The sequence below is a fragment of the Rhodococcus sp. ACPA4 genome, assembly GCF_002300185.1.
GTDB lineage: Bacteria > Actinomycetota > Actinomycetes > Mycobacteriales > Mycobacteriaceae > Rhodococcus_F > Rhodococcus_F globerula.
In genome coordinates this window covers 4481674-4495448 of the sequence record NZ_NSDY01000001.1, presented here as the reverse complement: position 1 = coordinate 4495448, position 13775 = coordinate 4481674, and the positions used below count along the sequence as shown (strand labels likewise).

Below are 13775 nucleotides of genomic sequence, written 5' to 3'. Positions count from 1 at the left end.
TTTCATCCTGCGTCCGGTTCCTTCGGAAGCATGGGGGCGTGGGGCATCTCGGCGATCATCTGTGCGGCAAGTTCGGCTAGTTTTCGTTCGTCCGCGTACGCCAGGCGTGAGTGCAGTTCCGCGAGCGGTACCCAGGCCACTTCGGTGACTTCGACGTCTTCGTCGGACAGTTCGCCGCCGAGGAATCTCAAGAGATAGTGGTGCACCGTTTTATGGACGCGTCGGCCCTCGGTGACAAACCAGTAGTCGATGCTGCCGAGTGGCGCGAGGACGGTTCCCTGAATGCCCGTTTCTTCCTCGACCTCACGCATTGCCGTCTGCTCGGCGGTCTCGCCCTGCTCGATGTGTCCCTTGGGCAGTGACCACAACAGACGACCACGGCGGTCGGTTCGTCCGATCAGTGCAGCACACAGGCGTTCGGGCGGGCCGCCCCAGCCGTCGACGACCAATCCGCCCGCCGAAGTTTCGCGGACTGTACGCATCGGGGATCGTTCAGGATTGCCGACGGCAGGACGACGCCGCGAGTTGCGGCGGCTCCTGTTCGTTCGTTCGGCACCTGACACCCCATCGATACTAGTTGGCATCGTCTGGTTGGCCGGTAACCCGCGCAAACCGGGTGCTCGCGTTGATATGCGCGTTCTGCTATTTGCGCACCTTAAGTAAGCTCAATCGACGTGACTGCCCCTACCTCCGATGCCGATCGCCGTGCACGGCTCCTTGCCGACGCTTCCGACACATTGCGCACGCTCTCCGATGTGTTGACCCCGCTGGGTGAGCGCTTCGCAGCGGCCGGCCACGAGCTGTACCTGGTAGGTGGCAGCGTGCGCGACACAATCCTTGGCCGGTTCAGCGGTGATCTGGATTTCACGACGGACGCGCGCCCCGAGAAGGTGCAGGCTCTCCTCAAGGGCTGGGTCGACAAGCAGTGGGATACCGGGATCGACTTCGGCACGATCAGCGCCATCAAGGACGGCCAGGAGATCGAGATCACGACGTTCCGGGCCGATGCCTACGATCGTGTGTCGCGTAATCCGGTAGTCCAGTACGGCGAGAATCTTGCCGACGATCTGGTGCGTCGTGATTTCACGGTCAACGCGATGGCTATGGCGATAGGCGCCGACGGTTCGTTCACGTTTGTCGATCCGCTGAACGGCATGGACGCTCTGCTCGCCGGGGAACTCGATACGCCGTCGGCTCCCGAGAACTCGTTCAACGACGATCCGCTGCGGATGCTGCGCGCGGCACGGTTCGTATCTCAGCTTGGTTTCACGTTGAACAATCGCGTTTTCGACGCCATCAAGGACATGGCTTCGCAGATCGAGCGGATCACGGCCGAACGCGTGCAGACCGAGCTCAACAAGCTCATGCTCGGCATGTACCCGTTGGATGGCATCAACGTCATGGTCGATTCCGGTTTGGCGGATTACGTGCTGCCCGAGATCCCGCAGATGAAGCTCGAGATCGACGAGCATCACCAGCACAAGGACGTCTACCAGCATTCTCTGACGGTGCTGCAGCAGGCCATCGACCTCGAGGATGGCGACCCGGACCTCGTATTACGTTGGGCCGCACTGCTTCACGACATCGGTAAGCCGGACACCAAGCGTAACGAGCCCGGCGGCGGCGTCAGCTTCCATCACCACGAGGTTGTCGGTGCCAAGCTCGTGCGCAAGCGTTTGCGTGCCCTCAAGTTCTCCAAGCAGATGGTGGACGACATCTCGCAGCTCGTGTTCCTGCACTTGCGTTTTCACGGTTACGGCAAGGGACAGTGGACGGACTCTGCCGTGCGCCGGTACGTCACAGATGCCGGTGAACTGCTCCCCCGGTTGCACAAGTTGGTGCGCGCCGACTGCACCACCCGCAACAAGCGTCGGGCCGCGCAGTTGCAGGCCACCTACGACGATATCGAAGAGCGGATCGCCCGTATCGCCGAGCAGGAAGACCTCGCTCGGGTGCGTCCGGACCTCGACGGCAACGCCATCATGGAACTGTTGAACATTCCTGCCGGTCCCCAGGTGGGTAAGGCGTGGACCTTCCTCAAGGAATTGCGTCTCGATCGTGGTCCCCTCGACCGGGACGAGGCCGAGGCCGAACTGTTGAAGTGGTGGGCTGCCCAGCAGTCCTAGCCTTCTCGCTTTTTGCGGTTGATCAACACCGCCGACAATCCGGCGGCGTAGACGCCCGCACCGGCAAGGGCTAATCCGACGCTCTTACCGTCGGGTGCGATCACCGTCGACGCGGCGGCGATCGCACCGATGAACGCGACGTTGAACACGGTGTCCTGCAAGGAGAAAACCTGGCCACGACGGTTGTCGTCGATGTCGATCTGCATCGCCGCGTCGCCGGCCAGTTTCACGGTTTGGCCGGCAATGCCGAGAAGGAATGCAGCGATCAGGAGTGATCCCTGCGTCAGCGTGGTGACAAAAACGAGTTGGATGATCACGGCGGCCGTCAGTGCGTAGGTGACGGTTCGCGAGCGACCGAGCCGCGGAATCACAAACGGTGTGATCAGTGCGGCGATCAGCATGCCGATGGCCGTAGCGCCAACGGCAACACCGAATCCCGCCATCCCACCAGGGAGCGCCGAGCCGTTGGACGTGTCCCGAAGCACCAGCACCATGATCAGTGTGTTGATGCCGAAACAGATTCTGTGCGCGCCGATTCCGATCATCGTGGTAGTGACGCCGGGAGCCTCCCAGACGGCAGTGGCTCCGGTTTTCAGGCCCGTCAGAACGGAATGAAGAGCGCCCGTGTTGGTTCTTTCCGAGGTGGTGGGGCCAAGTGATCTGGCGGTAAACCGTGCAGCTGCCACAGCTGCGACCGCCGATCCGACGGCAGCGCACGCAACGGCGATTGCGGACGCCCGATCACCGGCACCCACAATCCCGATAATGCTCACCGCCGCGGTTGCGCCCAGTGCCGACACCACTGAACCTGCGGTTGTGAGAACGGAATTGGTGGCCACCAACCAGGATTGCCGAACCACTTTCGGTAGTGCAGCCGAGACTCCGGCGCCAACAAATCGGCTGACCCCGATCGCCGCCAATGCGCACAACAGCAGCGGCGTGTCCCCTCCCCCGCTGGCGAGCAGAACAGCGGTCGTGAGGATCAGCAGACCGCGCAGAACACTTGCCCACAGTAGGACGAGGCGCCGGTCGAGGCGATCGAGTAGCGCACCCGCAAAGGGTCCGATGATCGAATAGGGCAGCAGCAGTACGGCAAACCCCGCCGCAATCGCCACAGGATCCGTCTCGCGTTCCGGGTTGAACAGGATCGCGCCGCCCAGCGCGGCCTGAAACAACCCGTCGCCGAACTGGCTCGAGAAGCGGACAAGCGCCAACCGTCCGAGGCCCGGGGATTCCCGCACGGTGTGGAGCGTCCGGGACCAAGCCTCGCGGCGGTTCGAGGCTGGGGTCATGTAGTGAAACTCTAGCGGGAACCGAACTATCGGCCGTCGAACCGGTCCCGCAGTGCATCGAGGCCAACCAGGTACACGTTGTCGCCGAAGGCGTTCTCCACGACGGGGATGATCTCGTCGCCTCCGTCGTAAGTGGCGGTCCACCTGACTTCACAGCCGTCAGGCGTCGGCACTACTTCGATGCGCGCAATGTAGTTCTTGACCGGAAGCGGTTGGTCGAGTACCTCGTAGCTGTAGGTTCGGCCGCTGTTGTCATGCTCGATCAACTCTTCACGTGCTACGACATTGCCGTCGACGATGAATCGGCGTACGGCACCTGGCGTGGTCGGGTCTGCGCTTTCTTCCATTTCGGAAGGGGGGACGCGCGGGTGCCAGGAGGCGAGTTCGTCGAATCCTTTGATCACAGACCAGATCTGGTCCGGCTCGACGGGCAGAGTGGTTGTTCGTAGAAGCGTGGGCATAAGTACCTCTCTAGTGCTTCGCTTGGTGTGACGTGGACACTAGGGAGCTCGTGGGCCGGGTGGGAACGCAAATCCCATTCATTGGAAAGGTGCGTGCTCTTCAGGCTGCCGCGGTGCGGGCCTGTTCTGCTCGCCACCAGCCGACAGTTTCGCGCGCTGCCTGATCGAGTGGCGTCGGCGACAGCCCGAGGAGGGCTTCGCTGGCAGTCGAATCCATCACGAAGGGCTTGGTGAACTGGTAGTTCATCTCTGCGAGTTCGCGGGTATCGGCGTGTACCTTGCCGACGGTATCGAGAACCCAGGCCGGGAGTACGCCCACCTTGGCGGCGGGGGCTCCTGCGGCGTCGGCAAACGCCTCGGCAATGGTGCGTTGGGTGAGCGCGGGTCCGGTGGGTGCGTGCAGGACGGAGTTCCACAGTTCCGGGTGGTGTGCCGCGGCGATCATCGCTGCCGCAAGATCGGGTACGTACGTGAAAGAGTGTGGCTGATCTGCGGATCCGATTACCCGAATCTTCTTTCCTGTCATCACTTTCGGAGCCATGCGTTCGCCGGCGTGAGCTGTGCGCACGTAGGGGCCGAAGAAGTCCGACGCCACCACGCTGACGGTGGGTGTGGCAGAGGCTTCGCGGGCGCGCAGTAGCATCGCGCGCACTCCGCGCTTACCGCCGGTGACGTTGCGGGGGTCGGATTCCGTCATCACGGTGTCGGAGTTGTACGCGTAGAGGCTTTCGGGGAACACCACAACGGCATTCAACGAGGCTGCGACGTCGAGGATGACTTTTTCTGCCGCGGGGAGTTCGCGTTCCCAGTCCGCGGCGTTGTAGGCGGCATGAATGCAGTGGTAGATCGCGGTGGCGCCCTCGGCGGCGGCGCGCAGTGCGTCTCGATCCGACACATCGACGCGTCGACGCTCGATCCGTGGGTGCTTCGGTCCGCTTCCGGATCTGGTCAGGAGACGGACGTTGATCCCCTGCTCGGCGAGTTGTAGCGCCACGGTGGATCCGACTGGTCCTGCGCCGGTGACGATTTCGAGGTTCGACATGATGTCTCCTACCTGAGGTTCGTGGGTTGGAGAGCACTGCTCTCGATTTCTAGGATGCGCCACGTGGATGGCTATGTCAAGAGCACTGCTCTCTTTTATCGACACTGCTCTCGTTTGTTGGCTCTGCTCTCGGAATTGAGGCAAGCTGTTCCCATGGCCGGTACCCCCCGCGAACGCGCGCGTGAACAGACCTTGCAAGACATCACCCGGATCGGCCGCGAGCATCTGGCAGCGGTCGGCGCTGCGGCTCTGTCGCTACGCGCGGTGGCGCGAGATCTGGGCGTCGTATCCTCGGCGGTCTACCGGTATGTGGCCAGCCGCGACGAACTGCTCACCCTTCTTGTCGTGGATGCTTACACCGAGCTGGGCGCCGAAGTGGATGCTGCAGTGGATGCTGTTGCGGCAGAAGATTATCGGGGGCAGTTTTTGGCGTTGGGCCGAGCTGTGCGGGCCTGGGCGATACGCGAACCCGCTAGATACGGACTGCTGTTCGGCAGTCCGGTGCCCGGCTACAACGCACCGGGTGAGCAAACCACCGGGCCGGGCACGCGGGTGGTCACCAGGCTGATCGCAATAGTCGACAGCGCGCATCGGGCGGGTGCCCTCACATCGTTCCCCGACGCAGCAGTCGGTGAACCCTTGAAGGCGGATCTGGAACGTGTGCGCGCGGAGATGGGCGTCGAATTGCGGCCCGAGGCAATCACCCGCGGAACCTTGGTGTGGGTGTCGATGTTCGGTTCTGTGAACTTCGAGGTGTTCGGGCAGTATGGATCGGACACCTTCACCGAACCGGCCGAGCTTTTCGAGCGGCACCTCGCCTTGCTCGCGGGAATGGCGGGCTTGGAGTGAGATGATGTAGGTGTGTCGCACGCAGAAGAACCCGAAGACCGTATGGCCTGGATCGAACCCGAGGTTGGGCCAGGCAGCTTGTTGGTGTCGTCCACCGACCTCGTTGAACCTGCGTTCCGTCGCACCGTCATCTACATGATCGAACACAACGACGCGGGAAGTCTTGGGGTCGTGATCAATCGGCCGAGCGAGACGACTGTGCAGAACGTCCTTCCGCAGTGGGCGCCACTGGCCGCCAATCCGTCGGCCCTCTACGTCGGCGGGCCGGTGAAACGCGATTCCGCACTGTGTCTCGGCACCGCGCGCAACGGGGCAATCATCGACGGTGTCGCGGGTTTGCGGCGCGTCGACGGCAAGGTGGTGATGGTGGATCTGGATTCCGATCCCAACGTGATTGCTCCGCTGGTCGAGGGAATTCGTATCTTCGCCGGGTATTCGGGTTGGACTGTTGGGCAGCTTGATTCGGAACTCGAGCGCGACGACTGGATGGTGACCGCTTCCTTGCCGTCGGACGTTGTGACGCCGTCGCGTATCGATGTGTGGGCCCGGGTGCTACGACGCCAACCATTGCCGCTGGCCATGTTGGCCACTCATCCCATCGAGGTTGAGCGGAACTGATCTAATCAACTCTGATGGGATCCCGGTTCGCGAAGCGTTGCGCCAGCGCGGCACACACGATCAGCTGGATTTGATGGAAGATCATCAGCGGCAACACGATCAGGCCGACAGGTTGACCCGCGAACAGGACAGCCGCCATCGGCAGGCCCGTCGCCAAGGATTTCTTCGATCCGCAGAAGATGATGACGATCTGATCGGCTAGATCGAAGCCGAGCCTGCGCCCCGCGAAGGTTGTCACGGCAAGCACCACCGCGAGGATCACGCAGCACACCGCCACCAGGATCAGGATCTGCCAGATCGTGATCGTGCTCCAGATGCCTTCCTTCATGCTCTCGCTGAAGGCGGCAAAGACAACCAGAAGGATGGACCCGCGGTCGACGAACTTTGTTGGCTCTGCGTACTTTTGAAGCCAGCCGATTACCAGTGGCCGGATCAGCTGGCCAATGATGAACGGGATCAGCAACTGCACGACGATGTCGAGGATCGACGAGAAATCGACGGTTGCCTCGCCTGTGGTGTTCATCAGGAGAACCACCAGCAGCGGGGTGATGAAGACGCCGATCAGGTTGGAGAACGACGCACTGACGATCGCGCCCGCAACGTTTCCCTTGGCAATTGACGTGAAGGCGATCGACGACTGAACCGTCGACGGAACCAGGCACATGTAGAGGATGCCGGTGTACAGCTCGTCGCTGATCAGCGTCGGCGACAGGAATCGCAGTGCCAGGCCGATCAAGGGGAACAGGATAAACGTCGACGCCAACACGACGCTGTGCAGCCGCCAGTGTTTGACGCCCTTCCAGGCTTCCTGCGGCGAGAGGCGGGCGCCGTAGAGCAGGAACAGGAAGCCGATGGCGATCTTGGTGGCCCAGTCGAGCACTGTCTCAGCGGTGCCCGATACCGGGAACACACTTCCGAGCACTGCGGCGATGATGATGCCGAGGATGAACCCGTCGATGTAGAACCTGCTGAGAAACTTCACCTGGCTAAGGATAACGACGTGCTGCGCGGGCGTTGAAGGTCATCATGACCAGGCACAAGAGTGCTCCGATGATCGACAGTTCGATTATCGCGGTCTGCATCCCTTGGACGGTGATGGCGATGCCCGCGAGAATGGACGGTATCGCCAACCCCGCGTAACTGACGGTAAAGAACGCCGCGAGGATCGCGCCGTGGCTTTCGCGGGCGTGTGCTCGCGCCGCGGCGTTGACTCGTTTCATGCCGCCGGCAAACACCAATCCGTGCCCGGCGCCGACCACAATGGTGACAACGCTCAGCAGTGCGAGGCTCGGAACGATATCGACGACAAGCAACCCGATCATCCCGAGAGCAAGAATTCCGAGACCGACGATCGTGGACGTGCGGGGGTCCATCCGGCTGCCACCGAGTTGAGCGATCACGGAGCAGATCATGACCAGTGCGGCAGCGCCGCCGGCAAGTAGAAGATTGTTGATCCCGAGCAAGCTGGTCATCCAGGACGGGACTACGGATTGGAACAGGCCGACCGCTCCCCAGGAGAGTGCGACAGCAAGTGAACTGAGCCAGAACGTTTGCTGGATTACCGCGGGAACGCGGGGAATCTGGAACAGGCTCTTCGGGCGAGCGGTCCTTGTGCCGCGCGGTAGCAGCAACAGAACGATCAGGGCGGGAACAAACGCGACAAGGAAAATCAGGTACGGCAGGCGCAGCGGCTGGGGCAGGTATTGCGCAATTGCGCCCGAGACGAGCGGTCCCAGCGCGCCCCCGAGCGCACCCGTCACAGTGGAGACGAGAGCTGCGCGACGGTGATCGAACGTCGGCTCCTGTTCAACGAGCGCAGCGCTACCGGCCGCGCTGACTGCGCCCACCGCAATTCCTTGTGCGATCCGACCGAGAAACAGCCAGACGGTGGCGTCGGCAAAAGCGAGGACAAGCGTTCCGACGACGCTCAAAGCCAGTGACATCAGGAGCACGGCGCGTCGGCCGAGAAAGTCGGAGAGTGGGCCGAAGAACAGCAGCGCCGGCACCAACCCAGCGACGTAGACGCCGTAGATGAGCGTCTGGATTGTGGGCGTGAATCCGAACTCGCTGCGGTAGAGCCCGTAGACGGAGGTGGGCATGTTCGCGCCGAGCAGGATCACGGTGAGGACGTAGCCGACACCGTAGAAGTGTCGATTGGTCCGGCGGGTGGCGGTTTGCGCGGCGAGTGCTGTCGTGGACGTGGGAAGCCCTCCTCAAATACATGGGTCGTCCTACGTATCGTAAGGGAGTGGAACGAATGGCGCGAATGGCGCAAAAGCTGTGAGGATGGGCAGATGACAGTGGTTCGCAAGGAATCGGCGTACGAACAATCCCTCGAGTGGATGCGTGCGCAGATCGCGGATGGTTCGTGGACCGTCGGTAATCGCATCCCGACGGAGCCGGAGCTGATGAGCGTCCTGGGCGTCGGGCGGAACACTGTCCGAGAGGCAATCAAGACCCTGACGTCTACCGGGGTGCTCGAGATCAGGCGGGGATCGGGCACCTTCGTCCGCGCGCGGACGGATATCGGCGGTCTGCTGGGCCGCCACGCCGCGGTCGAAGAGATGACGTACGTCTTCGAGGTGCGTCGTGCGCTCGAGGTCGAGGCGGTCCGATTGGCGTGCGAGCGGCGCACGGACGAGGACGTCCGGATTCTGCGTGAGCTGGCGGAGAAGCGAGACCACGCCGGGGACGATTTTGTCGAGGTCGATCTCGGCTTCCACATCGCGGTTGTCGAGGCCGCACACAATCCGGTTCTGAAGGAATTGTTTGCCGGCATCCTCGAAACCGTTCGAGCCACCTACAACGTGACGGAAGGTGTGCACCCGCCGTCATTGACGTCGCTGCATCACCGAGGAGTCGCGGCAGCCATCGCGGACCGAGATGTCAACAGAGCGCGCAGTGCCGCGTGTGGCTATCTCGAGAAGACGAAGGAAGCGATCGGGTCGAGCGCGATCGATTAACTGCTCCGGGCGTCGGCGAGGCTGTTCAATGCGCCGGCGATGTCGTCGGCTTTCGGGGTGGTGACGGTGAGCTTGTCGCCGCCCGCAAAAGTAATGACGACCGCGGGGCCGGTGCGTGTGACGATGCCGTAGTTGCGACGCCCCTTGCTCTTGAGTCCCCAGCCGCCGAAATCCGCAAATGGTTTGATCTCCGCGACCTTGGCACCGACAACCTCGTCGACGCCGTAAGTCATCGCAGGCATGCCCATGTTGAACACCTTGATCTCGGTGGTGTCGACAACAACGCGGAAGCGAACGAGGGTCACGCAGAACACGGCAAGCACGAGGAACAGTGCCAAGAACCAGACGGAGCTGACCAAGCCGAGGATGATTCCGGGCGCCGCCATGATCAGTCCGAAGATCACGGAACCCTTGGTAGAGAACCCGACGTCGTCGGTGATGGGCAGTGCAGCGTCGCTACGGGGCAGAGCGCGGTTCGGAGCTTCCGTCGCCGCGGTGCGCTGGCGATAGTCGCGTAGCAACGACGCTCCGAGCAGGCCGACGACGCATCCTCCGAGCGCTCCGGCCGCGAGGGCTCCGATGGGCGCGGGAACGGACGACGGGTCGACCACGTCGAGTTGAGCGTGGAGCGATGCGGCCTGGCCACCGGTGATGATGCCCACCACGATCAGGCCGAGGACGATCATGAATCGACGCATCATCAGCATCGCGGGCGCGAGAGCTGCGATTGCCGAGAGTCCGGCGCCGAACAGAATGGTCAGCAGAGCAAACGTCCACGCGCTGGTCGTGGGTGTCGCAAAGCCGTCGGCCGACGTCATGGACCAGTGCGTGGCGATCTTGTCGGGGAGCCGGGTGTCCCACAGTGTTGTGAGTACAACGCCGCCGAGCGCGCACAGCACGGGGACAAGGAGACCGAAGAATGCCCCGGCGGGATCGATTACACGATGTTTCACGTGAATCAATGAGTCGGCTGGCAAGCATCCTTGAGCGAGCAGGCACCGCAGGAGCCGGTGCCGCAGTCGGCGGCATTTGCCTTGGCTTCGGGGGTTTCGGCCGCGGGTTCTTCGGTGTGTCCGCAGTTGCAGTCGTTGCCGCAACCGCTCTGCTCGGGCAGGGCTGCGGCCGCTCGGGCGCCGATGCTGCCGCCGAAACCAGCGGTGAACACTGCGCCCACCACGGCGACAAGAGCGATGCCGAGGCCCATGGCGGTGCTCATCGTCAAAGCGCCGATGCCACCGAGAACGAGGAGGCCTGCCGCAGCGGCCATCGTCGGGCCTGCCACCTTGTTGGCGAGCGCAAACGATTCTTCGCTTCGCAACGTATCCGGGGTTCGGATACCCGCCCAGCGGTTACGCGGAAGCTTGCCGATCAGTCCGGCAACAGCGACTCCACCAACGGCAAGAGCGAGCACGAACAGCACTACAGCAACAACGATCACCCATACAGGATAGGCGCGAGTGGAGTTGATGGTATGCCCGGGTGGCGCAGGCTCTACCCTGGTTAACGGTATTCAACGGCAGCCAAGTAGATAGCGACCACAGTGACCGAGTCTCCGCAGTCCCCCGATTCACCAGTCGACGCCACCCCGCAGCACCGCTACACCGCGGAGCTTGCCGGCCAGATCGAGCAGCGCTGGCAGGACCGCTGGAGCGAGGAGGGCACGTTCAACGCGCCCAATCCGGTCGGTCCGCTCTCCTCCCCCGACGGCGTGCCCGCCGACAAGCTGTTCGTTCAGGACATGTTCCCGTACCCCTCGGGTTCGGGTCTGCACGTCGGCCACCCGCTCGGCTACATCGCCACCGACGTCTTTGCGCGCTTCCATCGCATGCACGGCCGCAACGTCCTGCACACCCTCGGCTACGACGCCTTCGGTCTGCCGGCCGAGCAGTACGCCGTGCAGACGGGTACCCACCCGCGCACGACCACCGAGGCGAATATCGCCAACATGAAGCGTCAGCTCCGACGCCTGGGCCTGGGCCATGACGAGCGTCGTAGCCTGGCGACGACGGATGTCGACTTCTATCACTGGACGCAGTGGATCTTCCTGCAGATCCACGGCGCGTGGTACGACAAGGCGGCCGGCAAGGCCCGTCGTATCTCGGAGCTGGAAGCCGAGTTCGAGTCCGGTGAACGCGCTGTCGACGACGGCCGCGACTGGGCTTCGCTGACCGTGGCCGAGAAGGCCAAGGTTGTGGACTCGTACCGCCTTGTCTACCAGTCCGATTCGATGGTGAACTGGTGCCCCGGTCTGGGTACCGTGCTGGCCAACGAAGAGGTCACTGCCGACGGTCGTAGCGACCGCGGCAACTTCCCCGTCTTCCGCAAGCACCTCCAGCAGTGGATGATGCGCATCACCGCGTACTCCGACCGCCTGGTCGACGATCTCGAATACCTGGATTGGCCGGACAAGGTCAAGGCCATGCAGCGCAACTGGATCGGCCGCTCGTACGGCGCCGAAGTTACCTTTGCGGCAGGTGAATACGGCATCGACGTGTTCACGACGCGTCCCGACACGCTGTTCGGTGCCACGTACGTGACGCTGGCTCCCGAGCACGATCTGGTCGACAAGCTTGTTGCCGACGAATGGCCGGAAGGCGTCGACGCACGCTGGACCGGTGGCGCCACCACTCCTGCGGAAGCTGTTGCGGCATACCGTAAGTCGATCGCTGCCAAGACGGACCTGGAGCGTCAGGAAAACAAGGAGAAGACCGGCGTCTTCCTCGGTTCCTACGCGATCAACCCCGTCAACGGCCACAAGGTTCCGGTCTTCATCGCCGATTACGTTCTGACCGGCTACGGCACTGGCGCGATCATGGCTGTTCCGGGACACGATCACCGTGACTGGGAGTTCGCCAACGCTTTCGGTCTCGATATTCTCGAAGTTATTGCCGGCGGCGATGTTTCGGAGTCCGCGTACTCCGGTGACGGCGCTCTGGTGAATTCCGACTACCTCGACGGTCTGGACGTGGCTGAGGCCAAGGCCACCGTCATCAGCAAGCTCGAGGAGTCCGGTCACGGCAAGGGCACCATCCAGTACAAGCTGCGCGACTGGCTCTTCGCGCGTCAGCGTTACTGGGGCGAGCCTTTCCCGATCGTGTACGACGCTGCCGGAAATGCGCATGCTCTGCCGGATTCGGCTCTGCCGGTGGTTCTTCCGGAGGTCGAGGACTACGCACCCGTGTCCTTCGATCCGGACGACGCCAACTCAGAGCCCTCTCCCCCGCTGAACAAGGCAACCGACTGGGTCAACGTCGAACTCGACCTCGGCGACGGCCTGCAGACCTACCACCGCGACACCAACGTCATGCCGCAGTGGGCCGGTAGCTCGTGGTACCAGCTGCGCTACATCGACCCCACCAACCAGGACACGTTCTGCGATCCGCAGAACGAGGCCTACTGGACGGGCCCGCGTCCGGAGCTGCACGGCCCCAACGATCCCGGTGGAGTCGACCTCTACGTCGGCGGCGTCGAGCACGCGGTGCTGCACCTGCTGTACTCGCGGTTCTGGCACAAGGTGCTCTTCGACCTGGGCTACGTGTCCTCGAGCGAGCCGTACCGTCGCCTGTACAACCAGGGCTACATCCAGGCCTTCGCGTACACCGATGCCCGTGGCGTCTACGTGCCCGCCGAAGAGGTCGTCGAGAAGGACGGCAAGTACTTCTACGACGGCGCCGAGGTCAACCGTGAGTACGGCAAGATGGGCAAGAGCCTGAAGAATGCCGTTGCGCCGGACGAGATCTGCGCCGAATTCGGTGCGGACACTCTCCGTGTGTACGAGATGTCGATGGGTCCGCTGGACACCTCGCGTCCCTGGGCGACCAAGGACGTCGTCGGTGCTTCGCGCTTCCTGCAGCGCGTGTGGCGTGTTGTCATCGACGAGGAGACCGGCAAGCCCCGCGTCACCGACGACGCCCCGGGCGAAGAGACGCTTCGTGCACTCAACAAGGCAATCGCCGGTGTCAGCGAGGATTACACCGCACTGCGCGACAACACTGCGGCCGCCAAGCTGATCGAGTACAACAACCACCTCACCAAGGCCTTCCCCGGCGGCGCTCCGCGCTCCGCCGTCGAACCGCTGGTGCTGATGCTCGCTCCCCTGGCACCGCACCTGGCAGAAGAGCTGTGGTCACGCCTCGGTCACACGGAATCCCTTGCGCACGGGCCCTTCCCGGCTGTCGAGGAGAAGTGGCTCGTCGAGGACACCGTCGAGTACCCGATCCAGGTCAACGGCAAGGTGCGTAGCCGCATCAGCGTCCCGGCCGACGCCGATCGCAAGGCTGTCGAGGAGATCGCGCTGGCCGACGAGAAGATCGTTGCCCTGCTCGAGGGCAATGCGCCCCGCAAGGTGATCGTCGTGCCCGGCAAGATGGTGAACATCGTCCTCTAGGGCCTTCGGCCCCGTGCGCCCTTTTGGTAGTTCCGGC

The 13775-nt window shown here is 63.1% G+C and carries 13 protein-coding genes; 5 read left to right on the top strand and 8 right to left on the bottom strand.

Going from position 1 to position 13775, the window contains the following annotated elements:
* Window positions 1-2: 2 nt before the first annotated feature.
* Complete coding sequence (locus CJ178_RS20590; protein ID WP_080711774.1) at window positions 3-482, bottom strand: NUDIX hydrolase; 480 nt, start codon at window positions 480-482, stop codon at window positions 3-5.
* A 192-nt stretch (window positions 483-674) separates the two neighbouring features.
* Between CJ178_RS20590 and CJ178_RS20585 the strand changes: the two genes are divergently transcribed.
* Window positions 675-2126 (top strand): CCA tRNA nucleotidyltransferase, encoded by a 1452-nt coding sequence (locus CJ178_RS20585; protein WP_092805294.1) that lies wholly within the window; start codon window positions 675-677, stop codon window positions 2124-2126.
* On the opposite strand, the gene CJ178_RS20580 is transcribed toward CJ178_RS20585, so the two are convergent.
* The 3 genes from CJ178_RS20580 to CJ178_RS20570 all read right to left on the bottom strand — a co-directional run bounded on the left by CJ178_RS20580 (window position 2123) and on the right by CJ178_RS20570 (window position 4921).
* On the bottom strand, window positions 2123-3418 hold the full coding sequence (locus tag CJ178_RS20580) for an MFS transporter (protein ID WP_092805292.1): 1296 nt from the start codon (window positions 3416-3418) through the stop codon (window positions 2123-2125). The genes CJ178_RS20585 and CJ178_RS20580 overlap by 4 nt on opposite strands.
* Window positions 3419-3444: 26 nt before the next feature.
* A complete protein-coding gene (locus CJ178_RS20575; RefSeq protein WP_033235285.1) occupies window positions 3445-3879 on the bottom strand; it encodes an SRPBCC family protein in 435 nt (144 codons plus the stop codon).
* A gap of 100 nt (window positions 3880-3979) precedes the next feature.
* Window positions 3980-4921 carry an NAD-dependent epimerase/dehydratase family protein gene (locus CJ178_RS20570; protein ID WP_095887539.1) on the bottom strand — a complete coding sequence of 314 codons (942 nt, stop codon included), beginning with the start codon at window positions 4919-4921 and terminating at the stop codon, window positions 3980-3982.
* Window positions 4922-5074: 153 nt separating this feature from the next.
* Between CJ178_RS20570 and CJ178_RS20565 the strand changes: the two genes are divergently transcribed.
* Both CJ178_RS20565 and CJ178_RS20560 read left to right on the top strand, forming a co-directional pair.
* Window positions 5075-5770, top strand: a complete 696-nt coding sequence (locus CJ178_RS20565) for a TetR/AcrR family transcriptional regulator (protein WP_095887538.1) — start codon at window positions 5075-5077, stop codon at window positions 5768-5770.
* A 12-nt stretch (window positions 5771-5782) separates the two neighbouring features.
* The gene (locus CJ178_RS20560; protein ID WP_033235282.1) at window positions 5783-6388 is read left to right on the top strand and encodes a YqgE/AlgH family protein; all 606 of its coding nucleotides are present in this window, start codon (window positions 5783-5785) and stop codon (window positions 6386-6388) included.
* Window position 6389: 1 nt separating this feature from the next.
* Here CJ178_RS20560 and CJ178_RS20555 read toward each other — a convergent pair whose 3' ends face one another.
* The gene (locus CJ178_RS20555; RefSeq protein WP_095887537.1) at window positions 6390-7370 is read right to left on the bottom strand and encodes a bile acid:sodium symporter family protein; all 981 of its coding nucleotides are present in this window, start codon (window positions 7368-7370) and stop codon (window positions 6390-6392) included.
* Window positions 7371-7374: 4 nt separating this feature from the next.
* Window positions 7375-8508, bottom strand: a complete 1134-nt coding sequence (locus CJ178_RS20550) for an MFS transporter (RefSeq protein ID WP_095887536.1) — start codon at window positions 8506-8508, stop codon at window positions 7375-7377.
* Window positions 8509-8682: 174 nt separating this feature from the next.
* Between CJ178_RS20550 and CJ178_RS20545 the strand changes: the two genes are divergently transcribed.
* On the top strand, window positions 8683-9351 hold the full coding sequence (locus CJ178_RS20545) for a FadR/GntR family transcriptional regulator (protein ID WP_095887535.1): 669 nt from the start codon (window positions 8683-8685) through the stop codon (window positions 9349-9351).
* On the opposite strand, the gene CJ178_RS20540 is transcribed toward CJ178_RS20545, so the two are convergent.
* Window positions 9348-10304, bottom strand: a complete 957-nt coding sequence (locus CJ178_RS20540) for a DUF1648 domain-containing protein (protein ID WP_095887534.1) — start codon at window positions 10302-10304, stop codon at window positions 9348-9350. The two genes, CJ178_RS20545 and CJ178_RS20540, sit on opposite strands and share 4 nt — an antisense overlap.
* A gap of 5 nt (window positions 10305-10309) precedes the next feature.
* Window positions 10310-10789, bottom strand: a complete 480-nt coding sequence (locus tag CJ178_RS20535; RefSeq protein ID WP_045066030.1) for an SdpI family protein — start codon at window positions 10787-10789, stop codon at window positions 10310-10312.
* A 102-nt stretch (window positions 10790-10891) separates the two neighbouring features.
* On the opposite strand from CJ178_RS20535, the gene leuS reads away from it, so the two are divergent.
* On the top strand, window positions 10892-13738 hold the full coding sequence (gene leuS, locus CJ178_RS20530; protein ID WP_095887533.1) for a leucine--tRNA ligase: 2847 nt from the start codon (window positions 10892-10894) through the stop codon (window positions 13736-13738).
* Window positions 13739-13775 lie beyond the last annotated feature (37 nt).

What these genes read in the sequence shown, in the direction of transcription:
- CJ178_RS20590 (WP_080711774.1), bottom strand. Translation starts at nt 482, where the DNA reads ATGCGTACAGTCCGCGAAACTTCGGCGGGCGGATTGGTCGTCGACGGC.
- CJ178_RS20580 (WP_092805292.1), bottom strand. Translation starts at nt 3,418, where the DNA reads ATGACCCCAGCCTCGAACCGCCGCGAGGCTTGGTCCCGGACGCTCCAC.
- CJ178_RS20575 (WP_033235285.1), bottom strand. Translation starts at nt 3,879, where the DNA reads ATGCCCACGCTTCTACGAACAACCACTCTGCCCGTCGAGCCGGACCAG.
- CJ178_RS20570 (WP_095887539.1), bottom strand. Translation starts at nt 4,921, where the DNA reads ATGTCGAACCTCGAAATCGTCACCGGCGCAGGACCAGTCGGATCCACC.
- CJ178_RS20565 (WP_095887538.1), top strand. Translation starts at nt 5,075, where the DNA reads ATGGCCGGTACCCCCCGCGAACGCGCGCGTGAACAGACCTTGCAAGAC.
- CJ178_RS20545 (WP_095887535.1), top strand. Translation starts at nt 8,683, where the DNA reads ATGACAGTGGTTCGCAAGGAATCGGCGTACGAACAATCCCTCGAGTGG.